Annotated in this window: 27 protein-coding genes and 1 pseudogene; 10 read left to right on the top strand and 18 right to left on the bottom strand. The window is 47.4% G+C overall.

Annotation, left to right across the window (positions count from 1 at the left end; translation table 11 throughout):
- Positions 1-8: 8 nt before the first annotated feature.
- On the bottom strand, positions 9-335 hold the full coding sequence (locus BSI_RS04250) for a YuzD family protein (protein WP_003240959.1): 327 nt from the start codon (positions 333-335) through the stop codon (positions 9-11).
- Positions 336-422: 87 nt separating this feature from the next.
- On the opposite strand from BSI_RS04250, the gene BSI_RS04255 reads away from it, so the two are divergent.
- Positions 423-758, top strand: a complete 336-nt coding sequence (locus BSI_RS04255; RefSeq protein ID WP_010886606.1) for a NifU family protein — start codon at positions 423-425, stop codon at positions 756-758.
- Positions 759-798: 40 nt separating this feature from the next.
- On the opposite strand, the gene BSI_RS04260 is transcribed toward BSI_RS04255, so the two are convergent.
- The 5 genes from BSI_RS04260 to cotNH form a co-directional block, all read right to left on the bottom strand.
- Positions 799-2,772, bottom strand: coding sequence for a S9 family peptidase (locus BSI_RS04260; RefSeq protein WP_003240956.1), 1,974 nt, complete (start codon positions 2,770-2,772; stop codon positions 799-801).
- A gap of 108 nt (positions 2,773-2,880) precedes the next feature.
- Positions 2,881-3,810: a homoserine kinase gene (thrB, locus tag BSI_RS04265; RefSeq protein WP_003240955.1), complete on the bottom strand. Its 930-nt coding sequence runs from the start codon at positions 3,808-3,810 to the stop codon at positions 2,881-2,883.
- On the bottom strand, positions 3,807-4,865 hold the full coding sequence (thrC, locus tag BSI_RS04270) for a threonine synthase (protein ID WP_003240953.1): 1,059 nt from the start codon (positions 4,863-4,865) through the stop codon (positions 3,807-3,809). Before thrC ends, thrB begins: the two co-directional genes overlap by 4 nt.
- Entirely contained in the window at positions 4,865-6,166 is a 1,302-nt protein-coding gene (locus tag BSI_RS04275; protein WP_003240951.1) for a homoserine dehydrogenase, read from the bottom strand. Before BSI_RS04275 ends, thrC begins: the two co-directional genes overlap by 1 nt.
- Positions 6,167-6,366: 200 nt before the next feature.
- Positions 6,367-7,386 (bottom strand): spore coat-associated protein CotNH, encoded by a 1,020-nt coding sequence (cotNH, locus tag BSI_RS04280; protein WP_032732278.1) that lies wholly within the window; start codon positions 7,384-7,386, stop codon positions 6,367-6,369.
- 152 nt (positions 7,387-7,538) lie between these two features.
- On the opposite strand from cotNH, the gene BSI_RS04285 reads away from it, so the two are divergent.
- The gene (locus BSI_RS04285) at positions 7,539-8,039 is read left to right on the top strand and encodes a phosphatidylglycerophosphatase A family protein (RefSeq protein WP_003240947.1); all 501 of its coding nucleotides are present in this window, start codon (positions 7,539-7,541) and stop codon (positions 8,037-8,039) included.
- A gap of 25 nt (positions 8,040-8,064) precedes the next feature.
- Here BSI_RS04285 and BSI_RS04290 read toward each other — a convergent pair whose 3' ends face one another.
- From BSI_RS04290 to BSI_RS04300, 3 genes are read right to left on the bottom strand one after another with little or no spacing between them, the layout of a single operon-like run.
- Entirely contained in the window at positions 8,065-8,835 is a 771-nt protein-coding gene (locus tag BSI_RS04290) for a TIGR01457 family HAD-type hydrolase (RefSeq protein WP_003240945.1), read from the bottom strand.
- A 17-nt stretch (positions 8,836-8,852) separates the two neighbouring features.
- Positions 8,853-9,287: a DUF86 domain-containing protein gene (locus BSI_RS04295; RefSeq protein WP_003240943.1), complete on the bottom strand. Its 435-nt coding sequence runs from the start codon at positions 9,285-9,287 to the stop codon at positions 8,853-8,855.
- 23 nt (positions 9,288-9,310) lie between these two features.
- A complete protein-coding gene (locus BSI_RS04300) occupies positions 9,311-9,586 on the bottom strand; it encodes a YutD family protein (RefSeq protein ID WP_003228682.1) in 276 nt (91 codons plus the stop codon).
- 113 nt (positions 9,587-9,699) lie between these two features.
- Here BSI_RS04300 and BSI_RS04305 point away from each other — a divergent pair, with 113 nt between their 5' ends.
- On the top strand, positions 9,700-10,335 hold the full coding sequence (locus BSI_RS04305; protein WP_003240941.1) for a YhcN/YlaJ family sporulation lipoprotein: 636 nt from the start codon (positions 9,700-9,702) through the stop codon (positions 10,333-10,335).
- Between the two features lie 15 nt (positions 10,336-10,350).
- On the opposite strand, the gene lipA is transcribed toward BSI_RS04305, so the two are convergent.
- Positions 10,351-11,247, bottom strand: a complete 897-nt coding sequence (lipA, locus tag BSI_RS04310; RefSeq protein ID WP_003222888.1) for a lipoyl synthase — start codon at positions 11,245-11,247, stop codon at positions 10,351-10,353.
- Positions 11,248-11,472: 225 nt separating this feature from the next.
- Between lipA and lytH the strand changes: the two genes are divergently transcribed.
- Complete coding sequence (lytH, locus tag BSI_RS04315; RefSeq protein WP_019259376.1) at positions 11,473-12,453, top strand: L-Ala--D-Glu endopeptidase; 981 nt, start codon at positions 11,473-11,475, stop codon at positions 12,451-12,453.
- 26 nt (positions 12,454-12,479) lie between these two features.
- Here the strand turns inward: lytH and yunB are convergent, their stop codons facing one another.
- From yunB to BSI_RS04350, 7 genes are all read right to left on the bottom strand, one after another.
- A complete protein-coding gene (gene yunB, locus BSI_RS04320) occupies positions 12,480-13,247 on the bottom strand; it encodes a sporulation protein YunB (RefSeq protein WP_032732265.1) in 768 nt (255 codons plus the stop codon).
- A gap of 69 nt (positions 13,248-13,316) precedes the next feature.
- Positions 13,317-13,622 carry a YunC family protein gene (locus BSI_RS04325; RefSeq protein WP_003240935.1) on the bottom strand — a complete coding sequence of 102 codons (306 nt, stop codon included), beginning with the start codon at positions 13,620-13,622 and terminating at the stop codon, positions 13,317-13,319.
- 64 nt (positions 13,623-13,686) lie between these two features.
- Positions 13,687-15,075 (bottom strand): bifunctional metallophosphatase/5'-nucleotidase, encoded by a 1,389-nt coding sequence (locus BSI_RS04330; protein WP_003240933.1) that lies wholly within the window; start codon positions 15,073-15,075, stop codon positions 13,687-13,689.
- A gap of 19 nt (positions 15,076-15,094) precedes the next feature.
- Positions 15,095-15,916 (bottom strand): sulfite exporter TauE/SafE family protein, encoded by an 822-nt coding sequence (locus BSI_RS04335; RefSeq protein ID WP_003240931.1) that lies wholly within the window; start codon positions 15,914-15,916, stop codon positions 15,095-15,097.
- 17 nt (positions 15,917-15,933) lie between these two features.
- Complete coding sequence (locus tag BSI_RS04340) at positions 15,934-16,782, bottom strand: DUF72 domain-containing protein (RefSeq protein ID WP_032732277.1); 849 nt, start codon at positions 16,780-16,782, stop codon at positions 15,934-15,936.
- Positions 16,783-16,819: 37 nt separating this feature from the next.
- Positions 16,820-17,167 carry a YunG family protein gene (locus BSI_RS04345; protein ID WP_003240927.1) on the bottom strand — a complete coding sequence of 116 codons (348 nt, stop codon included), beginning with the start codon at positions 17,165-17,167 and terminating at the stop codon, positions 16,820-16,822.
- 98 nt (positions 17,168-17,265) lie between these two features.
- Positions 17,266-18,606 carry an allantoinase gene (locus tag BSI_RS04350; RefSeq protein ID WP_003240926.1) on the bottom strand — a complete coding sequence of 447 codons (1,341 nt, stop codon included), beginning with the start codon at positions 18,604-18,606 and terminating at the stop codon, positions 17,266-17,268.
- Between the two features lie 175 nt (positions 18,607-18,781).
- Between BSI_RS04350 and pucR the strand changes: the two genes are divergently transcribed.
- The 5 genes from pucR to uraH all read left to right on the top strand — a co-directional run bounded on the left by pucR (position 18,782) and on the right by uraH (position 25,007).
- Positions 18,782-20,377 (top strand): purine catabolism transcriptional regulator PucR, encoded by a 1,596-nt coding sequence (gene pucR, locus BSI_RS04355; RefSeq protein WP_003240924.1) that lies wholly within the window; start codon positions 18,782-18,784, stop codon positions 20,375-20,377.
- 146 nt (positions 20,378-20,523) lie between these two features.
- On the top strand, positions 20,524-21,858 hold the full coding sequence (pucJ, locus tag BSI_RS04360; RefSeq protein WP_003240922.1) for a uric acid permease PucJ: 1,335 nt from the start codon (positions 20,524-20,526) through the stop codon (positions 21,856-21,858).
- A 6-nt stretch (positions 21,859-21,864) separates the two neighbouring features.
- Positions 21,865-23,157: a uric acid permease PucK gene (pucK, locus tag BSI_RS04365; RefSeq protein ID WP_003240919.1), complete on the top strand. Its 1,293-nt coding sequence runs from the start codon at positions 21,865-21,867 to the stop codon at positions 23,155-23,157.
- Between the two features lie 12 nt (positions 23,158-23,169).
- The gene (gene pucL, locus BSI_RS04370) at positions 23,170-24,654 is read left to right on the top strand and encodes a factor-independent urate hydroxylase (protein WP_003240917.1); all 1,485 of its coding nucleotides are present in this window, start codon (positions 23,170-23,172) and stop codon (positions 24,652-24,654) included.
- On the top strand, positions 24,654-25,007 hold the full coding sequence (uraH, locus tag BSI_RS04375) for a hydroxyisourate hydrolase (RefSeq protein WP_003240915.1): 354 nt from the start codon (positions 24,654-24,656) through the stop codon (positions 25,005-25,007). The genes pucL and uraH overlap by 1 nt, the downstream gene beginning before the upstream one ends.
- A gap of 164 nt (positions 25,008-25,171) precedes the next feature.
- On the opposite strand, the gene BSI_RS0121535 is transcribed toward uraH, so the two are convergent.
- On the bottom strand, positions 25,172-25,459 hold the full coding sequence (locus BSI_RS0121535) for a hypothetical protein (RefSeq protein WP_032732264.1): 288 nt from the start codon (positions 25,457-25,459) through the stop codon (positions 25,172-25,174).
- A 193-nt stretch (positions 25,460-25,652) separates the two neighbouring features.
- Here BSI_RS0121535 and BSI_RS23325 point away from each other — a divergent pair.
- A pseudogene (locus BSI_RS23325) lies at positions 25,653-25,758 on the top strand (hypothetical protein); the annotation flags it as partial.
- Positions 25,759-25,932: the final 174 nt, after the last annotated feature.

Below are 25,932 nucleotides of genomic sequence, written 5' to 3'. Positions count from 1 at the left end.
TGATCATATCAGCGGTTTTCTGCATACCCATGCTTCTCCATTTCCTCATAAACGTCTTTTAATTTCGGATTGCCTTCACCGACAATTTTGTCTTCTACGAGCACAAGCGGATAAAAATACTCGTCATTTCTGATTTTCTCCGCAAGCTCTTTCGCATGTTCATTGTCAGGCGGCTCATGAATATCGATGTATTGCATCATAAAAGGCTGATTTGGATATTTTCTTTTCAGCGCTGCCTCAAGCCATTCGTATGTATCCTTGGCCGTCGGCATATTGACACAGCTTGCACAAACGGTTTCTGCCCCGTACACGCTGAGCATGACTGGTTTTGTCACTGATAAACCCTCCTTCTCCTTTCTATTCAGTATACAGAGCCAAGAGACATTTTTATAGAAAAAAACCGTTTTTGTGTTCAAGTCTGAATGTGCTATAATAGGGAAAGCAACTTTGCAAACCAAACAATAGATTTTTATTGTTACACTGAATATAATGGTTTTATGACGACGAAAGGAGCGAATGTCATGACTGAAGTTGAAATGAAAGAACAGGTGCAGGAAGTACTGGACAAACTTCGTCCGTTTTTACTTCGTGACGGCGGTGACTGTGAGCTTGTAGACGTAGATGAAGGTATCGTAAAGCTTCGTCTTCTAGGCGCATGCGGCAGCTGCCCAAGTTCAACAATTACGCTGAAAGCCGGAATTGAACGCGCTCTTCTTGAAGAAGTGCCGGGTGTCGTTGAAGTAGAACAAGTCTTTTAATAAAGCAGCCAGGCTGATATTTCCATCAGCCTGGCTTTTTTTAGAGATATTGATCAAACCATGAGCTGATATAATTCAGACGCTTGATCCGCTGTCCCGGGTGACCGCTGCGTGACAAATTGTGCGATGCTTTCGGAAAACGGACGAACATGGTTTCCTTGCCCATTTTTTTCAAGGCAATAAATAGCTGCTCAGCCTGCTCGATCGGACATCGGTCATCTTGCTCGCCATGCAGAATCAAAAGCGGTGTCTCGACATTTGCTGCGTACTTTATAGGGGAACGGTCCCAGAGCTTTTCTGTGTCTTCAAACACGTCATGCTCAAGCTGCCAGTCTGTGAAGAAGTAGCCGATATCACTGACGCCGTGAAAGCTGATCCAATTTGATATGGAGCGCTGGGTGACGGCAGCTTTAAAGCGGTTCGTCTGCCCGACGATCCAGTTGGTCATAAAGCCTCCGTAGCTTCCTCCCGTGACACCGAGCCGCTTCGGATCAATCTGCGGATCTCGTTTGATAGCCTCGTCCACAGCCTGCATCACATCCTCATAATCCTTTCCTCCATAATCTCCTCTGACGGCATTCACAAATTCCTGCCCGTAGCCGTGGCTTCCTCTCGGATTGATATAAACTACCGCGTACCCTTTCGCCGCCAGCACTTGAAATTCATGAAAATATGTATTCCCGTACATCATGTGCGGTCCGCCGTGTATGTTGAGAATAAGAGGGTATGATGTCTCATCTTCCGCCTGTGCAGGCTTCATCAGCCAGCCGTTCACCGTCACGCCGTCTTCTGTGACAAATTGAATATCTTCAGGTATTGAAATCGCATGCTCGCCGACAAATTTGTCATTCGCGCCAGTCAGCCGTTTCTCTTCCTGCCCAAGCGGGATGCTGTATAGCTCGCTCGGTCTGTCCGGCTTTGTCACACTGGCAATAAAGTGTTGTTCGTCAGGTGAAATGGAAAAGCTATTGATGTACTCTTTTTCGAGACGAATCGGATACACAAGGCCTTCAATCGAAATATAATAGATTCCCGTGCTGCCTTGATCTGTGCCGATAACATAAAACCCTTGGCAGTCTTTCGTCCAAACCGGGTGCTGTTCGGCACCTCCGATCAATGAATCTCCAATCAGCGCATCCGCTAAATGAACGTCCAGCATCTCAGTCAGACATGTGAGGCGGTCTTGTTCGATATCATAGAGCCACGCCTTTTCGAGCGTTGCATTATGATATTCCTTTTCATGCCCAAGCAAAGCAAGATACCTTCCGTCCGGTGAAAATGAGCTTGGTCCGAATGAGCCGCGATGAGGTGTAATCTGCTTAAGATCTCCAGACTCCAGCGACATGATATAAACATCATGCGGCTTGCTGGCATCATCCGTCTCAATCAAATTAGCTGAGAAAACAAGCCATTTGCCATCAGGAGAAAAAGCAGAGTCGCCATGATCGGCTTTGTGATTTGTCAGCTGCTTCACCTTACCAGACTTCACGCTGACAAGCACAAGCTGGGCATACGCACCTCTCGTCAGCCCTTTGCCGTCCCTTTTATAGGATAGACCCTGCACTTCAATGGGTTCAAAGCTGTCCGGCTCCGTTTTCTCTTGGTCATCAATACTTTCCCCCTCTCCCAAACTGACAGTGACAAGCACCGATTCGCCATCCGGGGACCATATTGGTTTTGACACGCCATACGGGATATCAGTCAGTTTTCTCGCTTCTCCGCCTTCAGCGCTCATGATATACAGCTGTGCCGCATCGCCTTCACGATCAGATATAAAGGCAAGCGTGCGCCCGTCCGGAGACCATCTTGGGTCAGTGCTCCGCTTTTTTCCGTGTGTCCAAGGAACAGATCTGCCCGTTTTCGTTTCATAGATCCATATATTTGATGTATACGAATCTTTCTCTTGGTTCACTTGTGACTTCACATATGCGGCACGGCTGCCGTCTGGGGCATATTGAGGATCGGTCACAGAGACAATCGCTGTGATGTCTTCTGCGGTTATCAGCTTTTTCATTTTCATCTCCTCCTTTTTACAAGTATTTCGTTTTTCTAAATAAAAACTCCTTTATCTCCATCAGAAAAAAAGCGCCCTCCGCTGACGCTGAGGAACGCTTGGCATGATCTATACACTTTTTACTTGATATAAAGGATTTCGCTCTATTATACTTCCCTCTTTCGGAACGGTCAAAGCGTCAACTTCACAATGAGGGAAATGAAGCGCGAGCTGTTCTTTCAGCTCTTCTCCCTTTCCTTTTTCCGTCATGACGAGAATCGTCGGGCCTGCCCCGCTGAGAGCCGTTCCATAGGCGCCCTTCATCTCGGCGACGTGTTCTACCTTGGACAACTCAGGGACAAGCATCGCCCGGTACGGCTGATGAAACATATCCTTCTTCATGATTTTCCCGACGAGCGCCCAATCCTTGGACATGATCGCAGCGATGAGTATATTGCTGACGGCACTTGCTTTTACGGCGTCGGCATATGGAAACTCTTTCGGAAGCACGTCTCTTGCGTCTCTTGTCAGCACCTCGTAAAAAGGAATGACAACGACAACGTCAATGTCAGCATCCGGGACGCGGATCATTTGTGTCTCGTCTTCTTCATGCAGGCCAATGACAAGTCCGCCAACGAGGGAAGCGCCCGCATTGTCCGGATGTCCTTCTTCAAGACTGGCTAAATGCAGCTTGTCCGCTTCAGACAGCTTTAAGCTGCATAATTCATCAGCCAGTTCAATGGCCGCTACAATCGCCGCGGCGCTGCTGCCAAGGCCGCGTGCGAGCGGAATGTCGCTCCACATCTTCACATGGACAGACGGCATTTCTTTGCCGTACAAATCTGCTGTCCGTTTTGCCACTTGATAGATCATATTATCTGTACCCGCCGGAATTCCGGCGACTGTTTCTGTTTCAGCTTCAAAAGACCATTTGTCGCTTTCAAAGACGGTCAGCTTCAAATATCTGCTGAGCGCCATTCCGACTGAATCAAAGCCGGGGCCTAGGTTAGCCGTGCTTCCGGGAACAGTGACAGTGAACAGCATGTCGGCTTCGTTCATACACGGGCCGCTCCTTTTACATATTCAAGGATGCTGTCTTCATCAGTCGGCAATGTGACAGGCTTGATTTCCGAAATGTCGACCGCTGTGTTCGGATCCTTCAGTCCGTTTCCTGTTAACACAGCAACGACCTTGCTGCCTTTCGGTATTTCCCCGGATTTCACCTGTTTCAGCACTCCTGCGATAGACGCGCAAGAACCCGGTTCTGCAAACACGCCTTCTTCACGGGCGATCAACTGATACGCGTGAAGAATTTCATCATCAGTGACTTCGTCAATTTTCCCATTGGATTCCTCAGCTGCTTTTACAGCTTTGTCCCAGCTTGCCGGGTTTCCGATACGAATGGCCGTTGCTATTGTTTCGGGATTTTCAATTACTTCATTGCGCACGATTGCCGCCGCGCCTTCCGCTTCAAAGCCGCGCATTTTCGGAAGGCCTGTGCCGATTTTCTCATGATATTCCTTGAAGCCCTTCCAGTACGCAGTGATGTTTCCCGCGTTTCCGACCGGGATCGCTAACACATCCGGCGCTTCTCCCAGCTGCTCGCACACTTCGAAGGCAGCTGTTTTTTGGCCTTCTATGCGGTAAGGGTTAACTGAGTTGACAAGGGCAATCGGTGATTTCTCACAGATGGAACGGACAATTTTAAGCGCATCGTCAAAGTTTCCGTCAATTGCAATAATCTCGGCTCCGTACATGACAGCCTGAGCGAGTTTACCAAATGCGATTTTGCCGTTCGGGATGATGACGATGCATTTCATGTTAGCGCGGGCTGCATAAGCCGCCGCAGCAGCGGAAGTGTTTCCTGTTGACGCGCACATAATCGTGTCGTTGCCTTCTTCTTTTGCTTTCGCCACAGCCATGACCATTCCGCGATCTTTAAATGATCCCGTAGGATTGACGCCTTCTGTTTTGACATGAAGTTCAATTCCGAGCTGCTCAGACAGCTTCGGCAGGTGGATAAGAGGTGTGTTTCCTTCATGTAAAGTAAGCGCCGGTGTTTGATCTGTTACAGGTAAAAAATCTTTATATTGATGGATAAGTCCTTTCCACATTAGCTCCAACCGTTCCCTTCTACACGATATGTGCTTTTGACTTCTTGAACGACTTCCAAATCATTTAGGTTTTGCAGGATATCACTGAAATCAGCTTCAGATGTATGGTGTGTCACAATCACGATTTCGGCTAACTCATCATGGCCTTTAATCGGCAGCTGAAGGATCTTTTCAAAGCTCACGCCCCGTTCGGAGAACACAGACGTAATTTTCGAGAATGAACCGACCTCATCTTTTACATGAATTCTTAAAAACTGCTGTGCGTAAATGTCAGACGGCGATTTCATATTTTTCTCATATTGCGGCCCAACAAAGCTGTTGCCGGTTACGCCGAGGCGCATATTTTTCATGACAGCGACAAGGTCAGAAACAACAGAGGTCGCAGTCGGCATGCTTCCGGCTCCCGGTCCGTAGAACATCGTCTCACCGACAGCCTCGCCGTATACATAAACGGCGTTAAATTCATTATGAACAGCAGAAAGCGGGTGGTGGTCAGGAAGCAGTGTCGGCTGAACACTGACTTCAATTTTGCTGCCGTCACGCTGAGCAATCCCGATCAGCTTCATCGTATAGCCGAGGCGTTTGCTGAAGCTGATGTCCTCGTCTGTAATTTGGGAGATCCCCTTTACTTTGACGTCTTCCAGATCCACGTTCATTGAGAAGCCGAGGCGCGCCAATATCGCCATTTTCCGTGCGGCGTCAAGCCCTTCCACGTCTGAAGTCGGATCAGCTTCGGCAAAGCCGAGATCCTGCGCTTCCTTGAGCACTTCCTCGTAAGGGCTTTTTTCTTTAATCATTTTTGTTAAGATAAAGTTCGTTGTTCCGTTCACAATCCCCATCATTTTTGTAATCCGGTCTGATGAGAGACCTTCCTCTAACGTACGCAGAATCGGAATCCCGCCGGCAACACTGGCTTCAAAGTAGATATCACAGCCATTTTCCTTCGCTTCCGCAAGCAGCTCAGAGCCGTACACAGCCATTAAATCCTTGTTTGCTGTGACAACATGCTTTTTCGATCTCAGCGCGTCGAGCAAATATTGTTTTGTCTGTTCAACTCCGCCGATCACCTCGATGACGACATCAACATCTGGATCATCGATGACATCATACACTTCGGTCGTGAGCACTTCCTTTGGCAAATCTACTTCTCTCTTTTTCTCTAGATCTTTTACAAGCACTTTTTTTATCGTAACCGGACAGCCGACCTGATGCATCAGCTTATCCTGATGGTCTTGAATAATTTTAACGACACCGCTTCCGACGGTACCTAAACCTAAAAGCCCTACACGAATCGCTTTCAAAAAAACTCCACCTTTCTATTGATTGTCCTCTTGAAAAAGACAATTGTTAACTCAACACAGACATATAAGTTACAAACATTATATAAGCCCTCTCCTGTTTTGACAAGACAGCAATCGGCTGAATTTTACGAATGTAAACGCTTAACACATTGATATGACAAGATTCTTTATTTTCTAATTATTTTTGTCAGATTTTCTCCTCACCCTGGGCTGCCTTTGCCGAGCCAGCTCACGCGGGGAACAAATGGTTTCTGCGCCCGCATATTCATGAATTCCTGCGCTGTATTGAGAAATTGCTCATAGCGGCCGCAGTCGCTAAGAATGAAGTCAAGCTGCTCTTCATAATAATGCTTTTCTGATTCTGACGACATGTAGTAGCTCTCCACGATTTCAAAATAATGAAGCGGGAAGAGCAGGCGGCTGTACAGAAGACGTTTCGAAAACGAAGACAGCGGCGTGACCTGCCCGTATTCCTGTAAAAAGAGAAAGCCCTGCTGATTAAAATCCTGTCTGTGATGCAAAAACGTATGTCGCATATATTCAGCCAAATCGCGTGAGGCGTGGTCAAAAACCCAATCCGCCGGAATCCTAAGCAAGGATTCGGATGACCATGTATGTCTTTCCATCCGCTGATGGCATATCGTTCCTGAATCAGCGGCTTGGGGCTTGTCATCCAGCTCAGTGTCCACTAAATATTGTATCGCGTTTTCTGACAGACCTAAATAATATGGAAATGACTCGATCATTTTTTTATCGAATGGCTCGTGCGGAGGGGTATGAACCTTCCGCTGCCAAAACGCTTCCAGCTGATCAATGCGTTTTCCCCACAGATCCTTCCACTGGCCGATTCTTCCGGCTGCCTTCACTTCATACGGATACCCTCGGCCTTTTCGGTGAAATTCCGCCAGCTCCGCTCCAATGGAGAACGCCCGGTTTGAAACAGGGGGTGCCGCCTTCAGCAGAGCGTACGTTTTTCCTTCATGTTCAAACGTTAGCTCACCTTCTTTTGTAAAGATAAAAACCGAAACGTATGGGTCACTTTGTTCTTGTAAATACTGACTCATGTAATAAAGCTCCGCCAGTTCCGTATCTGAGAATTGGGAAACGGGGACAATCAGAAAGAATGAATTCGGCGTCTGAAAGCATTGATATGTGTGCTGGTACATGGAAAGCTGCCTGATATGAATACCGTATTTTTCTTTTATTGTACCTTTCACAATGATCACCTGCCTGTAGAATTAGGGCTCATCACATCGTAGTCATACACGTCCGGAATTATGAATACATATTTTAATCCGACGAAGGTGCAAGAAAAAGTCGTAAACATCTCAAACATTTTGTATAAACTAGTAAAAAAGATTGGGTGAAGCTGATGTCAGAAAACGAACAAATCAGTCAGATGGAAGCAAAAGCAAGAGCACGGATGAAGGAGCGCGGCGTTGAGGTGTCAGACATTGCCGAGCTTGTCTTTTTTCTGCAGAAAAAATATCATCCGGATTTAACCATTGATGAATGCACGTTGAACGTCAATCGCGTTCTCGCAAAACGCGAGGTGCAAAATGCGATTTTAACGGGCATTGAATTGGATGTTCTTGCTGAGCAGAAAAAACTGTCTGAACCGCTGCAAACGATGCTGGAAACAGATGAGAGCCTATATGGAGTAGATGAAGTTCTGGCATTTTCCATCGTGAACATTTACGGATCGATCGGGTTTACGAACTACGGCTACATCGACAAAGAAAAACCCGGAATCCTTACACATTTGAATGATAAATCAACCGGCGAATGCCATACCTTTCTGGATGACATCGTCGGTGCGATTTCCGCCGCGGCCTCAAGCAGGCTCGCACACCGCGCGCGGCACACAGAATAAGGGCACCCTTTTGGGGCGCCCTTTTTTAAATGTATGGAATCCATTCAGTCAGAGAGTCAATGGCATAAGTCGGTTTTTCCATATCGTCTGTCATATGCTCTCTTTTCGTTACGCCTGTGTGAACAAGCAGCGTATCCATACCGGCGTTAATGCCGGCCATAATGTCCGTCGCGTAGTTGTCGCCGACCATGAGTGTTTCCGACACATCTGTGCCGAGAACGCGCATCGCCTGCTCCATAATAATTGATTCCGGCTTGCCGATAAATACGGGCTGTACGCCTGTCGATACGGTTAATACAGATGTCAGTGAGCCGTTTCCAGGCAGAAGGCCTCTTTCAGTCGGTATCGCAATATCTCCGTTAGTGGAAATAAAGCGGGCGCCATTTCTGATTGCAAGGCAGCCGACAGCAAATTTTTCGTATGTAATGGACCGGTCAATACCAACAACGACAAAATCCGCGTTTTCCTCGCCAAACGTCAGGCCGTTTTCTTCAATCGCCTGGCGGATGCCTTCTTCCCCGATCACATACACAGACGCGTCTTTTTTCTGCTGGGCAATATGCTGGGCAGTCGCCATGCTTGTCGTAAAGACCTGCTCTTCTGTTGCCGGAATATCAAAAGACATAAGCTTGTCCGCCACCTGCTTCGGTGTGCGCGAAGAGTTGTTTGTCACGAAAAGATAAGGAACGCCGCGATCTTTCAGCGTTCTGACAAATTCACACGCTTCCTCGATTTTTTCCGTGCCATTGTACATTGTTCCGTCTAAATCAATTAAATACCCTTTATATGTTTTCATTTCCAACACTCCAGTTGTTATTTAAACGCGGAAACAGGACCAAGCTCTGTTTCCAAGTAGCTTCTGATCCGTTGCGGGAAGTCTTGCAGAGCTGTCTGATGTGCCGTAATCAGCCTGTAAAGCTCGGCGCTGTCGGCGAGCAGGTACTGCTGAACCAATGTTTTGCGGTAGGCGATCAATTTTTTGAGCTCCGTTCCCTCTTGTTCTGTGACAACTTTTTCATCAACAAGTATGTCCATAATGTCATCATAGCTGCCCGGGTCCCGCATAATAAAACCGTCAATCATGTCATTGCCTGTATCCAGAATGCATTCGATTAGCAAATGGCCTATACGCTGAAGAGCCAGTCCCCCGATTTCAGACTGCCAGTCTGTTTGTGAGTTAAAAAGCGCCAGCTGGTGCTCAAAGAACCCAAGTGTTTGCTCGATCTTGTTTCTGTCAACAAAATACATGACAGCATCCCCTTTGTGTATGTTTATTTTCTGATCCGTTTCAAGACAAAATACGCACAGCCGAAATTGCAGTATTCGTAAATGTATTCATCTAATGTACTGATTTTCGTTTCGAAGGTTGCCTTTTGATTCTGGTCGTCAAAGAAGCCCTTGAGCCTAAGCTGACCGTATCCCCAGTCTCCCACAATATAATCGTATTTATTTAAAATATCGGAGTAGCGGGCTTTAAAAGCCTCTTCGTTGAAGCCGTCTTTGAAATTGTGCACCAATTCAAATTCGGCATTTTGAATAAGAATCATGATCTCACCTCTTTTTCACTCATTCCTATCATAATTCATTGCCCCGTCCCCATCAATTGCTAAAGAATAAATCATGCGATTTGGCTACCCTACACATAAGGAGGGATTTATAAATGAAACCAACTGCTGTCAGCCTCTGCCTGTTGGCCGGTCTTTTATCCGGATGCGGAGGCGCAGGATTAGATAATGCCGAGCAAAATGTCCAAAACCAGACGCGGAATCAAACCAGGCCCATTCATGTGTCAGACCGCAACGAGGCTTTTAACCGGCATGATGAGAACGAACAATTTGGCTATGTCCGTTATCAAAAAGAACAATTTGACGGCGAACAGCAGGAAGCACCGGTGATGAATCGGGAAGAAACCGCTCACATCATATCAAGTTTAACGGTTCAGCTCCCTCATATTCAAGATGCTGCCACACTGGTGACCGATCGAGAAGCGCTTGTCGTGTACAAAACCGATTCCAAAAACCGCGGGCTGACCGCCGATCAGGTGAAGAAAACGGCGGCTTCTGTGATACCGCGATACTATCATGTGTATATTTCTGATAATCCAAACCATATGCAATCCATCGAAAATTACAGCAATCTCGGTTCCGGTTCAAGGGATATTAGAGAGATCATGTCGGGGACGATTCAAGAAATGAAAACTTCCCCTCAAGGAAGCCCTGTCTCAGAGAATGAAAATGCCAACGGAGAAACCCGTCAGGACATGAAAATCGATAGGAATGACAAAAACGCCAGATGATCTGGCGTTTTGGCATTATGCTTGTGCTTGACGCTTTTTAGATGCTTCGTTCACCTGTTCATCCGCATGGTAAGATGAACGGACAAGCGGACCGGCTTCGCAGTGGCTGAAGCCTTTTTGCATTGCGATTTCCTTTAATTCTGCAAATTCATCAGGGTGATAGTATTTTTGGACTTTTAAGTGTTTCTTTGTCGGCTGCAAATATTGGCCGATTGCCATAATATCCACGTTGTTTGCCAAGAGGTCGTCCATGACTTCAATAATCTCTTCTTTCGTTTCGCCAAGTCCGATCATGATGCTTGATTTTGTCGGAATGTCAGGCTGCATTTCTTTCGCACGGCGCAAAAATTCCAACGAACGGTCGTACGTCGCACGCGCGCGAACTCTTGGCGTCAAGCGGCGAACCGTTTCGATATTGTGATTCAGGATGTCTGGACGTGTATCCATTAAGGTTTTCAGGTTATCATAATTTCCGCCCATATCAGACGGCAGCACCTCAATTGTTGTGAACGGGCTTTTTCTGCGGATCGCACGGACAGTTTCCGCGAAAATGCCTGCTCCGCCGTCTTTCTGGTCGTCACGCGCAACAGCCGTAATGACCGCGTGTTTCAGATTCATAAGTGCGACAGAATCCGCTACGCGTTCCGGCTCTTGCAGATCAAGCTCAGTTGGAAGGCCCGTTTTGACAGCACAGAAACGGCATGCTCTTGTACAAACAGAACCTAAAATCATAAATGTCGCTGTACGTCTGACCGCCCAGCATTCATGAATATTCGGACATTTTGCTTCTTCGCATACGGTATGCAGGTTGTTTTCCCGCATGAGTTTTTTGAGGCCTGTATAGTTTTCATTTGTATTTAATTTGATTTTGAGCCATTCGGGCTTTCTGAGGTGTTCGTCTTTCTTTGCCAATTCCCATCATCTCCAATATCCAATATACTCAATTTCTGACACGAAACATTCTGAAAACGAGAAAGGTATTTCTGCAACAAAAATAATGTTTTTCTAACTAAAGAAAGTCTTTTCTCTAGACACTTTAACATAGGAAAAATTTCTCGACAAGGGAAGATGATTACTGACATTTTTAAGCCGGCTTGCCGCAAACTATGTGTATTCAATATGAAAGGAGATTATTTTGTGAAAGTTTTGTTAACCGCTCTTCTTCTCCTTTTGTTTGCGCTTGAGCCTTATGCGTCTGGAAAAGAGCTTTCAGATCCAGTGCTGTCGAAACGGATGGAATTATATCATAAAGTCGAGGCTGTGACGCAGATTCCTTGGTATGCGCTCGCCGCTGTAGATCAATACGAGGAAAATGTGCGGAGCAACCGAAAAGATCTGCCTGACAAAGCGGGAATCATCAGCATCTATATACCGGATGAAATTTGGAGCGGGCCTGAAAACCCGAATCCGAAAGACGATGCGCCGTTAAGCATTAAAGTGTTTGACGGAATCGGAATGGATGGTGACGGAGACGGGAAAGCCGAGGTCAGCAATGATGAAGATATTTTGTATACGTTCAGCCAATACTTGCTGTCGTATGGCACAGATGAGGACAACATCCGCATTGGGCTTTGGGATTATTACCGGCGTGATCAGACAGTGGGGATCATATCTGAATTCATGAAGCTGTTTAAAGCCTACGGCCATATTGATCTAGGCGAGCATGCGTTTCCGCTTCCGATCAGAACCGATTACAGCTATCGCAGCACGTGGGGAGATGCCCGGGGCTTCGGGGGGAGACGGATTCATGAAGGCACGGATATCTTTGCCCATTACGGCCTTCCTGTCAGATCCACCTGTTACGGGGTAGTTGAAATGAAGGGCTGGAACCGCTTCGGAGGATGGAGAATCGGCATTAGAGACATTAACAATACGTATCATTATTTTGCCCATCTTAATGGGTTTGCCAAAGGGATTAAAACCGGACAAATTGTTGAGCCCGGGCAAGTGATCGGATCAGTCGGCAGCTCAGGATACGGCCCGCCGGGAACCGCTGGGAAATTCCCGCCGCATCTTCACTACGGCATGTACAAAGATAACGGAAAAACCGAATGGTCGTTTGATCCATACCCGCATTTGAGAGCGTGGGAGCGGTATGAATACAGAAAAAAGAAATAACAAAAAGCCGCCTCTTCGACAGGCGGCTATTTGCTGCTTTTTTCATTTTTCGATTCGGCACTGTCCTCTTCTTTGCTGCTTGGAAGCTGGACAGAAGGCGTGACTCCCGAGGCGCCGCTTCCGTTATAAAACTGCGGCACTTCGCCCTGCACTGCTTTAATCGATACAGGCACATTATTTGTGACGACAGCGGTTTTGCTTGCGAACGGAATAATGACCTTCACTTTAATTTCAACAAAGATGCTGATATCAATAAGCGCATTATTTATGCCATACGGCTTGATTTTGGTTTTGACATCTGTAAAAGCGTCACCGATTAAATTGAACCGGACCGGGATTTTCGGGCCGAGGTTTCCGAGGAGGCTGTTGCCGGTTACCTGCCCCAGCGGAATGTTGATCATAATATTTTCACTGGCGCCGCTGTGTCCGGTGTGGGTTTCCATCTCTTTCAGATGAGCCTGAAGCTGCTTTGTCACTTTTGTTTTCACACTGTTTACAACCTGTGTATTAAAATCGATTGTCGTTAAGTTTCCGTTTTCATCAGAATTCATTTGAAACATATCTTTCATATTCTCACTGTCAGACATATAATCCTCAATCGAATCCTGGATCACCTCTGTCGCCACACGCTTCGTCTCCATCTCGCCGATGCTCATTAAAACAGGTTTAATCGAGCCATTGATCATCCAAAGGCTGACTGTTGTTGACAGAATAAAAAAGACAACTGACAAGAGCAGCACGTAATGGAAAGGCAAAGGTCCTCTCTTGCGAAAAGGGCCGCGATATCTTGGCAAGAAAATCCCCCCTTACATATCACAATGTATGCTTGTAAGAGGGGACATAGTAATAGCCGGGCCAAATTTTTATTTCACCATTTTTAAAAGCGCTTCTCTGCCGCTCATGCCGGCATGGATGCCGAGATCTTCCGCGGCGTACGTGACGGATTCTAAAGGTGCGTCTAACAGCTGGTCAATTGTTCGTACACCAACTGCACGCCCAGCCACAATGCCCCGCTCCTTTAATTTTTCATTCAGCAGCGCCACATCAAGCGCGCCGCACATAATGTATCCGTGATCATTGGTGACGGCCATAAAATTCGTTTTTGGAAGCTTCACTGTCACAGCTGTAAAAGGCTGTCCTTCTATCATGATTGGTGTCAGATTTACCACGTCAACCACTCCCTTCATTCATCACTTTATGATGAAGGGCACAGCTTGTTGTGGGCTGACTCCCTTATTGCGCGAGCTTCCAAGCGAGCAGATCCCGCAAAAATTCAGGCATAAAATATTCTTTTTCTGCGGCGTCGCGGATGATCGGAAACATCCTGCCGAGCGTAAACATGTCGAGAACCGCAACGGAGTATTGTTTATGTTTTTCAATCTCTTCCCCGTTCAGCGTGATCCGTGTGACATGCGTGATTCCGTCATCCAAGCGTTTCGTTTCTACATCAACACCAGCGTACACCATTTTTCCCATCACTTCTCCGCGAAAGCCGAGCCCTTTGATCCGGAGCTGCTCCATTTGTTCTGAAGCGGCATGGACAATGGTCTCTTTGAGTTCTTCTCCCGTCAGGCGGACAGCCACCGGGTTGATCGGGTGAGGACAGATGCGGTGCAGATCCAGCTTCGTCACTGGACCCGCTTTCAGCGGACCGAGAATGACACCGGAATTCACCATACTGATGTCCGTCCCGCACCATTCCTTTAACGCGTACGCCAGAAGCAAAGGCAGCTCTGATTCTTCAAACCACTTCACCTCAGCATCTTGTGCAAGCTCCGCAACGGCATCGGACAGTTGCTCCTTGGCTTCACGTTCTTTCTCATTAAGAAACGCTTTAGTTTCGGCGGATTCTCCTGGCCATTCCGCCATGTTCTGCACAGACGCTGTTTTGCTGATGATACTTCGCTGTACACTGTCCACTGTGATTTCTACACAGCCGACATAATGCCCGTATTTCTCGGCGCTGGCAAGCAATACACCGTTTACTACTTGTCCATCTTCAAGCAAATGATGGGTGTGCGATTCGAGGATCACATCAATCTCAGGTACCGCTTCAGCCACTGCCTGATCATCAAGAATGCCTAAATGCGACAGCAAAACGATGATATCAGCCTGCCCTTTCACTTCCTGAATGGTTTCCTTTATGCTTTCAAGAGCATCGGTTACCGTCCATCCCAGCTTGTCATAAACGGGATAATAAGGCACAGTTACGCCTAAGAAAGCAATGGACATACCGTTTTTCAATGATTTGATATGGTAAGGAACCGCCCAGGACGGACGGTTTCCTGTTTTGTCATACAGATTGGAGACGATAACGGGAAATTCAGCATGATCATATAGTGCGGCGAGCTCTTCATGCGGAAGCGTAATCCCTTCGTTATTGCCGATCGCCGCTCCATCAATGTGAAGACGGTTTAAAAGATCAACATTCGCTTTTCCGAATGTCGCCTCTGTCACGAATTGAAAACGATCAAGATGATCGCCAATATCAAAAACGAGCGTCTCTTCGCTGTCTGACTGATGCTCTTTTCTTTTCTGCTCAATATAATCTACAATTTTCGGCCAGTTTTCAAAATGGCTGTGCAAATCATTTGTATGATATAAGCGGAGCTTCTCCTTCATATTATCTCTCCCTAATCGTTCAGCTGAAAATGCCTTCATAAATGAGCTGGCAGCCGATCAAGATCAGTACGATCCGCATGATCATAACGATCGTTTTCGTCTGCATTTTTCTGTTGATGGCGGCGCCAAGCTTTCCGCCGAACCAAGCGCCGGGCACCAGCGCTAGGGCATACAGCCAATTGACATGCCCGGAAATAACATGTGAAACAGATCCTGTCATAGAGGACAGGAAAATAATAAACATGGACGTTGCCACCGCAACCTTTGGCGGGAACAGGAATAACAGCATCATCGCCGGAACCATCAGCGAACCGCCGCCTATTCCGAAAAGCCCGCCTAAAAAGCCGACAACAAAGGCAATGGCAATGCCGATAGGCGCCTGATATGAGTACGTATAAGGCTCACCGGCATCATCCTGAAATGTCCGAATAATCCCTTTGTGCGCTTTGTTGATCGGCCGGGCTTTCGCTTTCAGCATTAAGGATAATGAAATAAGAATCATAAAAATGCCAAACCATACGGAAAACGAGTTTGAATTGAACAGCTTTGACACGTAAGCCCCGATAATGCTGCCGGGACCTGAGCCAATAAAGAAAATGAGCCCGCTCTTATAATCAACGGTTTTATATTTAATATAAGCCAAAGTTGAAGAAAGACCCGTAAAAATAATGACCAAAAGCGAAGTTCCAATCGCGACCTGCGGCGTCACATCCTGAAACAGCGGCGTCACTGTGCTTAAAAACATCAGAGACGGCACGATGACAATTCCGCCGCCAAGCCCAATCAGACTGCCTACCGTACCTGCGATTAATCCCAGTACGGCCAAAATCACAAACGACATCAATCAAAACCTCTTTTCTAAAATAAATCGAGCTGTCTCGGAGCAAGTCCGCTGTACTCGATATCAAGCAGTTCAAGCATTTGCTTGCCGTTATCCGCGGCGTCTCCGCCGGAATTGTTATTGAACAGGACAAAAACATCCTTACATTGCTGCTGCAATTCATCCAGGTGCTTTTTCCAATCCTCCAGCTCCTGTTGGTTGTAGCGGTATAAGTACCTGACCTCCCGCCAGTTTTTCCCGCCATCAGGCTTCATCCAGCCCTGCTTGTTGCGTCCGTGAAACCTGACGAGCGTTTTGTTTTCATCGGTGGCGCGCAAAACAGTCGGAACGCTGCCTTCTCCGATTTGCGGTTCATCACAAACACTGTGAATCCAGCCTTCCGCTTTCATAAATGAAAGTGTCTGCTCATAAAATGGCGGCGAGAACCAGGAGCGGTTTCTGAATTCAAGCGCACAAGGGATATCTCCCATTTGATGCTTGCACCACCTCAAATAGGCGACATTCTCCTTCTTGCAGTCAAACCACGGCGGAAATTGAAACAGCACCATGGCAAGCTTATTGCTATGTAAATATGGCGTTAAAGACACCTTAAACGCTTCAAACATCTCCTCTTTTGAGTCAAAGGGAATTTCGCCGCGCTGATGCCCCGTCATGCCCTGATACGCTTTCACGATAAATTGGAAGGTTTCCGGCGTTTCCTTCACCCACTTTTCATTATTGCGCGCCGGCTGAATCGCGTAAAAGCTCGCGTCTAATTCAACGGTCGGAAAATGGGAGGAATAGGCCTGCAATTTTTTCTGGCTGGCCGTTTTCGGCGGATAGATGCTGTCGTGATCCCCCCATCCCGTCAGTCCGATATAAATCACAATCATTCACCTCTCTCCCAGTTTATCACACGTGTTTTCAGGTTTCCTCGGAAATGCTGTTCATATGGCGGGAAAATGCTGAACGAAGATGCAGGTATTGTTCCTCATTCGTATCTAAAAACGCCTCTTCTCTTGAGGAAGGAATATGCTGATATTCAATAGGCGCCCGAAACTGTTCACTCGTAAAATCGTACATCACGCCATTGATGCTGTTATAAAAATGCCAGCTCTCACCGACTTTTGTTTTAAAAATGGCGCCGCCGAAATAACCCTGAATCACCAATGCCGTCACACCGCATTGGCCGCATGACGGGCATTCTTCCGTCCATTTAGAGCTCGTATGGCGCGACCATGATTGCTTCAGTATGTATTTGACATGTTCCATTGCCTCCGCCTCCCTTTTAAAAAAGATACCACGTTGATTGAATTTTAAAAACAAGAACAGCGGAAATCAAAAAAACCCGGCGGTAAATACCGCCGGGTTTACGAAGGAACGACCAACGTTCCGTCAATTCCGCTGACTTTTTCCCCATCACTGTACACGCACAGTCCTTTGCTGTAAGTGGCCGAAATGCGGTAGGGAAATGTATGCCCTTCGTAAATGCTTTGCTTATGCTTTGCAAACATCGATTCTTTTGTGACAGTGTACGGCTCCATGCTGACAAGCACAAAATCGGCATCACACCCCGCTTCAAGCCGTCCTTTTTGCTGAAGGCCGAATCGTTTTGCAGGGGCCGCCGCTGTCCATTCAGCGATGTTTTCAAACGGAATCTGATGCTCAAGCGCCAGTTCCAGCATTCCTAATAAAGTGAACTGCCCGCCGCTGATTCCGCCCCATGATAAAAACAGATTGTCCTCCCGCTTCAAGGACGGGCGGCAAGGGGAATGATCGGAGGAGACCATGTCAATGTGCCCCGCAATGAGCTCCTCGATCAACGCCTCCTTTGATCGAGGCGACCGGAGCGGAGGCGCGCATTTTGCGACAGAGCCCTTTTCTCGTAAATCGTCATGGCTGAACAAGACATAATGCGGGCATGTTTCGACCGAAACATCAAGCCCTTCCTGTTTCGCCTCTCTGATCAGCCGGACCGCTTTTGCCGTGCTGATATGGACAAAATGGACCGGACAGCCTGTCACCTTCGCATACTGAATCGTGCGATACACCGCTTCAGCTTCGGCTTCCTCCGGGCGGGAGGCGGCGTACGCATCCGCATCCACTTTTCCTTTATTGGCCAAGACCATCTGCAAATAGCTTGTGATTGCGTCGCTCTCGGCGTGAAGAGCGAGGATTTTTCCTGCAGCGGCGATTTCTGTCATGCCTTTGAGCAAGGTCCTTTCGTCAACAGAGCGGAACTCGTCTGTGCCTGATTTTGATAAAAACGCTTTAAACCCGATCGCTCCCGCTTCAGCCATTGGGCGGATGTCCTCGATATGGCCGGGCACAAGGCCGCCCCATAGCGCAAAATCCACGACTGATTTTTGCCTGCCAAGTTCAGCTTTTGCGAGAAGATGTTCTGCCGTCACAGTTGATGGAATGCAATTGAGCGGCATATCAAAATAGGTGGTGCAGCCGCCTGCTGCCATCATCTGCGAACCTGTTTCAATCCCCTCCCAATCCTCTCTGCCCGGTTCATTGAAATGAACATGGCAGTCTATCGCACCAGGAAACACGTATTTTCCATCTGCCTGGATCATTGCTGCCCCGCTTGCTTCAATGTCTGAACCAATCTCGGCAATGACACCGTTTTGAACTGCAATATCAGCTTCTTTAATGCCATCTGGCGTAACTGTCTTCGCACCTTTTATCAACAAATCGTAAGCCATATTGATCCCTCCATGTAAGGATAACGATTTTTCATGTCAGTTTATGTAACACAATCAGTTCTATTTTCAACAGTTTACTGCTACTATGATCGTATTACATCAGCAAAACCGCTAGAATTCCTATTGAAAATTATTCATCTTAACCAATGTTTTTTATAGAAAAGGAGAATGCTCTATGAATATTTTTGATGTGATGAAAATACCGGCTTATGAAAACGCCAATTTAATCGCGGGAAAAGCAGGAGGAGAAAGAGAGGTTCAGCATGTCAATATGATGGACGCTCCGGATATCGCAGACTTTCTGCATAAGAACGAATTGCTCGTCACTACCGCGTATCACCTGAAGGATACCCCCCACCAGTTATCTGAACTGATTCGGCAAATGGCAAAACGCGGCTGCGCGGGCCTCGGCATTAAAACAAAGCGTTATCTGGAGGATATCCCGAAAGAAATCATCGAACTGGCTGATTCATACGCGTTTCCGATCATCGAGCTCCCGGAACACATCCGCCTCGGCGATATTGTGAATGCAACACTCAGCCACATTCTCGATATGCGTTCTAACGAGCTGCAGCAAGCCATTTACGCGCACAAAAAATTCACAAACCACATTATGAGCGGCAAGGGGCTGCAATCTCTCCTCAAAAAGGTGTCAGACCTCCTTCAGCTTCCCGTGCTGCTTCTTGACCAGCATGCCAAAATGCTCTCTGCGTCCCATCAGATTTCAGTTGAGACCGAAAAGCTGAAAAGCACCCTGAATACCGTATCCGGGCCGTTTTTCACTTGTTTCTCTACGATCTCGGATCAAAAAACGTATTCTGTCCTTCCTATTTATAATCACGAAAAAAACTGCGGCTACCTGCTGATACCGGACATGGTGCAGGCCGGCGACAAAGGGTTGATTCTCACGATTGAACAAGCGGCCAACGTGATTTCCTTTGAACTGCTGAAGGAAAATGCGCTGAAGCAATTCAGCCGGCGGGCGCGCAATGAGTTTTTCAGCAATTTTATTGAGCGGTCATTTTCTTCAGATGATGAAATTAAAAACCGGGCGAAAGAATTCAAGCTGCGCTGGGATCAAAAATACATGTGCATTGCCGGAAAACTTGACCGTAATGACGAATCGATCAGCTTTACAGAAAATCAGCTCGCCTCCGACAGCGTATTCGAATTTCTTGAAGGCGAATTATCAGCCTTCCCGTTTCCGCCCCACCTCTTTATTAAAGGAAACGTCGGCATTATTCTGATCGAAGCAACAGACAGCTGGAGTGAAATGCACGCCTCGGTGATCAGCTTTTTAGAGCAGTTCCAATCACAGGTGAGAGCCCAATTTAAACGGACCGTGTCCTTTGGGATCAGCAATATATGCCAAAAGCTCATTGATGTTCCCGACGCGTTTACAGAGGCTTCTGATGCTCTGCAATCGGGGCATTTGTCAAGAAGCACGGAGTTTATTCAGGTGTATCACGCCAAAGATGTCCCTGAGCTTCTTCGCCTGCTCCCGGTTGAGGATTTGAAGAAATTTTACAACTCCACGCTTCAAAGCCTCGCTGAAAAACAGCAGGAGGATCAAAGCCTCCTTCATACACTGTCCGTCTATTTAGAGACACACTGCCAAATTTCCGAGACGGCAAAGCGTCTGTACGTTCATCGCAATACTGTCATCTACCGCCTTGAAAAATGCGAAGAGCTGCTGGGCAAAAGCTTAAAAGATCCTGAAACGACGATGCGTTTACGGCTTGCCTTACGGATGCAGCGGCTGATCAGCTAACGTTTGTCACATTCTCTTACAAACCGAATCGTTTTTCGTCACTTTCAGCAATAACACCTGTCTTTTTCGGCTACTGTATCCAATGACACCCGACAATCGGCACGCTATCATGTTACTAAAGTTCACATTTAAAAGGAGGGGCTATAGTGAAACAAAGATCGTTTGCGGTGTTTACTCTTGGCCTTCAGCATGTGCTGGCTATGTATGCAGGTGCGATTTTGGTGCCCCTGCTTGTCGGCAGGGCGCTGAATGTAACATCTGAACAGCTGTCTTACCTATTGGCGATTGACCTGTTAACGTGCGGCGTCGCGACGCTTTTGCAAACCTTGCGCGGAGCGTACATCGGCATCGGGCTTCCCGTCATGCTTGGCAGTTCATTTGTAGCCGTCACCCCGATGATTGCAATTGGCGCGAATTACGGCATTCACGCGATTTACGGTTCAATCATCGCGGCTGGTGTGTTTATCTTTTTGTTTGCGCGTTTTTTCGGCAAGCTGACCGTGTTATTCCCTCCTGTCGTAACAGGAACCGTTGTAACCTTGATCGGCCTTTCTCTTGTTCCGACAGGTGTGAAAAATATGGCTGGCGGCAGCGCCAATCCCGAATACGGTTCGCTCGAAAACCTTCTTCTCTCTGTCGGCGTCCTTATGCTGATCCTAGTCCTCAATCGCTTTCTCAAAGGGTTTGCCCGAACGCTGTCCGTTCTGATCGGAATCGCTGCCGGGACAGCGGCAGCAGCCATCATGGGCAAAGTCAGCTTTTCTGCTGTCGCCGAAGCCCCGTTCTTTCAAATTCCGAAGCCATTTTACTTCGGAGCCCCTTCATTTGAAATCGGCCCGATCTTAACGATGCTGATCGTTGGAATCGTCATTATTGTAGAATCAACCGGCGTTTTCTACGCGATCGGAAAGATATGCGGCAGACCTTTAACCGAAAAAGATCTTGTCAAAGGCTATCGGGCGGAGGGAATCGCCATTCTCATCGGCGGGCTCTTCAACGCCTTTCCCTACAACACCTTTGCGCAAAACGCCGGCTTATTGCAGCTGACGAAAGTGAAAACGAGAAATGTCGTCGTTACCGCAGGCTGTATCCTTGTCTGTCTCGGACTGATTCCGAAGATTGCCGCCCTTGCTTCAGCTGTTCCTGCAGCTGTTCTTGGAGGTGCGACCGTTGTCATGTTCGGCATGGTGATAGCGTCCGGCGTCAAAATGCTCAGCACAGCGGATCTCACAAATCAATATCACCTCCTGACCATCGCATGCTCAATCGCACTCGGCATCGGCGCCAGCACGGTGCCCGGGATTTTCGCTGAATTCCCCGCTCCAATCCGGATTCTGGTCAGTGACGGCACCATCACCGGAAGCCTGACCGCCATCTTTTTGAATCTATTTTTCAGCTTACGCGGCAAAAAAGAAACAACAGCGCAGAAACCAGAACTTCCGGTATTAGACCATACACTTGCATTAGAAAAAGAGGTGTAAAAAGACATGAAGGAACAGTACAATTCCTTTCAGCTAATGATGCTCGGATTTCAGCATATGCTTGCCATGTATGCGGGAGCGATTCTCGTTCCGCTGATCGTTGGAGCGGCGATCGGGCTGAATGCAGGGCAGCTGACGTATTTAATTGCGATCGATTTGTTCATGTGCGGGACGGCGACTCTTTTGCAGCTGTGGAAAAACCGGTACTTCGGCATCGGCCTCCCCGTTGTGCTCGGATGTACGTTTACCGCAGTCGGCCCGATGATTTCCATTGGCAGCACATATGGTGTCTCAGCGATATATGGTGCCATTATCGCCGCAGGGCTGATTGTCGTCTTAGCTGCGGGCTTTTTCGGAAAGCTTGTCCGTTTTTTTCCGCCTGTCGTGACCGGCTCAGTCGTCATGATCATCGGCATCAGCCTGATTCCAACAGCAATGAATAACCTGGCCGGAGGTGAAGGAAGCAAAGACTTCGGCACACTGGACAACGTGCTCCTCGGGTTTGGGGTCACAGCTTTTATCTTATTGATGTTTTATTTCTTTAAAGGCTTTATCCGCTCCATTGCGATTTTGCTCGGCCTTGTCGCCGGAACGGCGGCCGCATTCTTCATGGGAAAAGTCGATTTTTCTGACGTCATAGAGGCATCCTGGCTTCATGTTCCGTCTCTGTTTTATTTCGGCCCGCCGACCTTCGAGCTGCCGGCTGTTGTCACGATGCTCCTCGTTGCCATTGTAAGCCTTGTTGAATCGACAGGTGTTTACTTTGCGCTCGCTGATATCACAAACCGCAGGCTGTCAGAGAGGGATCTGGAAAAGGGCTACCGGGCGGAAGGCCTTGCGATTGTGCTGGGCGGCTTATTTAACGCGTTTCCCTATACCGCCTTCTCGCAAAATGTCGGTATCGTTCAGCTTTCAAAAATGAAAAGTGTCAACGTCATCGCGATTACAGGAATTATGCTGATGGCGATCGGACTGGTTCCGAAAGCCGCAGCATTGACAACAGTGATTCCAAACCCAGTTCTCGGCGGCGCGATGATTGTCATGTTCGGCATGGTCATTTCTTACGGGATCAAAATGCTCTCCAGCGTTGACTTCGATTCGCAGGGCAATCTGCTGATCATTGCCTCTTCCGTCAGCTTAGGGCTCGGCGCCACAACAGTTCCCGCGTTGTTTTCGTCTCTTCCGGGCGCCGCCTCAGTCTTGGCAGGAAGCGGAATTGTGATCGGCAGTTTGACGGCAATTGCACTGCACGCTTTTTTTCAAACCAAACAGCCGGATGGCGCTGAAATGAAAACGTAAAGGAAGATGCCAATGTTCACAATGGATGACCTGAATCAAATGGACACACAAACACTGACAGACACGCTTGGATCTATTTTTGAACACTCTTCATGGATTGCGGAGAAAGCCGCGGCATTGCGGCCATTTTCTTCCCTTTCCGACCTTCACCACAAAATGGCGGGCATTGTAAAAGCCGCTGATCGCCAGACACAGCTTGATTTAATCAATAAGCACCCTCGTCTCGGAACAAAGAAAACAATGAGCGCTTCCTCGGTAAGAGAGCAGCAAAACGCGGGGCTCAGCACGCTTGAACAGCAGGAATACGAAGAATTTCTCAAGCTGAATGAACACTATTATGAACGCTTCGGCTTTCCTTTCATTTTAGCGGTAAAGGGAAAGACGAAACAGGACATTCACCAAGCCCTGCTGGCAAGGCTGAAGAATGAACGGGAAGCGGAGTTCCAGCAGGCCCTTGAAGAAATTTACCGAATCGCCCGCTTTCGGCTGGCGGACATTATAACTGAAAAAGGAGAGACGCAGATGAAAAGAACCATGTCTTACGGCAAAGGCAATGTATTTGCATACCGAACGTTTTTAAAGCCGCTCACAAGAGTGAAGCAAATCCCAGAGTCATCTTTTACCGGGAGAGCCAATACCGTTGTCGGCGTTGATGTGACATGTGAAATTGGCGGAGATGCCTTCTTGCCATCATTTACAGATGGAGATAATACACTCGTCGTAGCTACAGACTCAATGAAAAACTTTATTCAGCGCCATCTCGCTTCCTATGAAGGGACGACAGCCGAGGGATTCTTACACTATGTGGCTCACCGATTTTTAGATACCTATTCTCATATGGACACGATCACTCTGACCGGCGAAGACATTCCATTTGAGGCGATGCCTGCTTACGAAGAGCAAGAGCTCGGCACAAGTCAGGTCGTCTTCAGAAGATCGCGCAATGAACGCGCTCGGTCTGTTCTGAAAGCGAAACGAACCGGGGATACAATAACGATTACAGAGCAATACAGCGAAATCATGGATCTTCAGCTCGTCAAGGTGAGCGGCAACTCCTTCGTCGGCTTTATCCGGGACGAATATACAACACTCCCGGAAGACGGCAATCGTCCGCTGTTTGTCCATTTAAACATCAGCTGGCATTATGAAAACACAAATGACGCATATGCTGCCGATCCCGCCCGCTATGTTGCGGCTGAACAAGTCCGAGACTTAGCGAGCACCGTTTTTCACGAGCTCGAAACCCCTTCAATCCAAAACTTAATCTATCATATCGGCTGCAGAATATTAATGAGATTCCCGCAGCTCACCGATGTCAGCTTCCAATCTCAAAATCACACATGGGATACGGTCGTCGAAGAGATCCCGGGCTCAAAAGGTAAAGTCTACACCGAACCGCGCCCGCCATTTGGTTTCCAGCGCTTTACCGTGACAAGAGAGGACGCCGAGAAAGAAAAACGGAAAACCGATGAAGCCTTAGGGAGCCTGAAGGCATAATGGGAAAGCTGACAACCCATATCTTGGATTTAACCTGCGGCAAACCCGCAGCGAACGTAAAAATTGAATTGAAGCGGCTGGGCGAAGGCAGCAGCAGCCTTGTCAAAGAGGCATTCACCAACGATGACGGCCGAGTCGATGCTCCGCTGCTGGCTGGTGAAGAGCTGGTGTCCGGGGAATATGTGATGGAGTTCCATGCAGGAGACTATTTTGCGAGAAAAAAAGCGAGTACGGCCGGCCAGCCGTTTTTAACCATTGTCACCGTCCGTTTTCAGCTTGCAGACCCAGATACTGATTATCATATCCCGCTTTTGCTGTCGCCGTTTGGTTATCAGGTGTATAGGGGGAGTTAAGAAAAATGAGGAAGCCCGCCGGTGAGGCGGGCTTAGATGATGTTCAGGAGTTAAGTTGGAACCTAAAAAACTTCTGGGTTAACTTTTTATATTCATCTCACATGATCTCCGAGTTTCAAAAAAGCATCATCCTAAAAGATGACACTTTTTATTAATATATAGATTTATCTAAGAAACTGAACTCCTCCCTGTGGGCCGGCTCCTAGTTGAGAAGCCGAAACTTGAGCGGAACCAGCAACACAATTACCGCCAACTCCTAAAGGAAAGACGATTGTAACAAGTTCTTGGCCAGCTTGAGTAAAACTGGATCTGTGTATAAACACCCTTGTGCCTGCAGCCAGCACTTGACCATTAGGCAAAGTTAGATTACCTGGAATCGATATAAACGTACCGACCAAACCTTCAAAAGCACGACTTTCACCCGTATATGGGTAATAATAATTTGGATACATAAAAAATTACCTCTTTCTTATAATGAATTCGCCTTTCGCTTACTTTATATTCCATTTATTGCGATTGTGTGAAAATAACTTTTTTAAAAACTTTCTCCCGAAACCTCCGCCTATAGGTGTCATGTATCGTCCCATAATTTCTTCCCAATCATACTCGTAGAGGCAGGGATAGCCTAGGGTAATAACATTGAAGGAAATAAAGTCGCTGGCTCGAAATCCTGCAGCAAGACACCTTATTCATGGAACATGACCAAAAGAGCAGGGATAAACTCCGCTCCGCCTTTCAGCTTCCGCCGCTTCCGAAGACCAAATATCGTCCATGAAATTAAATAAGATTGATTCGTAATCAACTGTACGTACTGTTGATTTCCTTTTGGAGCTGCACCGCCTCTATTTTCCATTTAGCGTTTTGGTTGCCCGACGAATCCTTTCTCTCTTTTGTTCCCCTTATTTCCTTTTGCGTTTTATTCCTT

The organism is Bacillus inaquosorum KCTC 13429 (genome assembly GCF_000332645.1).
GTDB lineage: Bacteria > Bacillota > Bacilli > Bacillales > Bacillaceae > Bacillus > Bacillus inaquosorum.
The sequence above is the reverse complement of the archived record's forward strand: the minus strand, read 5'-3'. Positions and strand labels throughout refer to the sequence as shown.

Excerpts from the sequence above, each read along its gene's own strand:
- BSI_RS0121535 (WP_032732264.1), bottom strand. The coding sequence starts at position 25,459 with ATGTATCCAAATTATTATTACCCATATACGGGTGAAAGTCGTGCTTTT.
- BSI_RS04345 (WP_003240927.1), bottom strand. The coding sequence starts at position 17,167 with ATGGAACATGTCAAATACATACTGAAGCAATCATGGTCGCGCCATACG.
- pucK (WP_003240919.1), top strand. The coding sequence starts at position 21,865 with ATGAAGGAACAGTACAATTCCTTTCAGCTAATGATGCTCGGATTTCAG.
- BSI_RS04290 (WP_003240945.1), bottom strand. The coding sequence starts at position 8,835 with ATGAAAACATATAAAGGGTATTTAATTGATTTAGACGGAACAATGTAC.
- pucL (WP_003240917.1), top strand. The coding sequence starts at position 23,170 with ATGTTCACAATGGATGACCTGAATCAAATGGACACACAAACACTGACA.
- uraH (WP_003240915.1), top strand. The coding sequence starts at position 24,654 with ATGGGAAAGCTGACAACCCATATCTTGGATTTAACCTGCGGCAAACCC.
- BSI_RS04300 (WP_003228682.1), bottom strand. The coding sequence starts at position 9,586 with ATGATTCTTATTCAAAATGCCGAATTTGAATTGGTGCACAATTTCAAA.
- BSI_RS04330 (WP_003240933.1), bottom strand. The coding sequence starts at position 15,075 with ATGAAGGAGAAGCTCCGCTTATATCATACAAATGATTTGCACAGCCAT.
- BSI_RS04335 (WP_003240931.1), bottom strand. The coding sequence starts at position 15,916 with ATGTCGTTTGTGATTTTGGCCGTACTGGGATTAATCGCAGGTACGGTA.
- BSI_RS04295 (WP_003240943.1), bottom strand. The coding sequence starts at position 9,287 with ATGTATTTTGTTGACAGAAACAAGATCGAGCAAACACTTGGGTTCTTT.
- BSI_RS04260 (WP_003240956.1), bottom strand. The coding sequence starts at position 2,772 with ATGAAAAAGCTGATAACCGCAGAAGACATCACAGCGATTGTCTCTGTG.
- BSI_RS04255 (WP_010886606.1), top strand. The coding sequence starts at position 423 with ATGTGCTATAATAGGGAAAGCAACTTTGCAAACCAAACAATAGATTTT.
- BSI_RS04285 (WP_003240947.1), top strand. The coding sequence starts at position 7,539 with ATGTCAGAAAACGAACAAATCAGTCAGATGGAAGCAAAAGCAAGAGCA.
- thrC (WP_003240953.1), bottom strand. The coding sequence starts at position 4,865 with ATGTGGAAAGGACTTATCCATCAATATAAAGATTTTTTACCTGTAACA.
- BSI_RS04350 (WP_003240926.1), bottom strand. The coding sequence starts at position 18,606 with ATGGCTTACGATTTGTTGATAAAAGGTGCGAAGACAGTTACGCCAGAT.
- BSI_RS04305 (WP_003240941.1), top strand. The coding sequence starts at position 9,700 with ATGAAACCAACTGCTGTCAGCCTCTGCCTGTTGGCCGGTCTTTTATCC.
- thrB (WP_003240955.1), bottom strand. The coding sequence starts at position 3,810 with ATGAACGAAGCCGACATGCTGTTCACTGTCACTGTTCCCGGAAGCACG.
- pucR (WP_003240924.1), top strand. The coding sequence starts at position 18,782 with ATGAATATTTTTGATGTGATGAAAATACCGGCTTATGAAAACGCCAAT.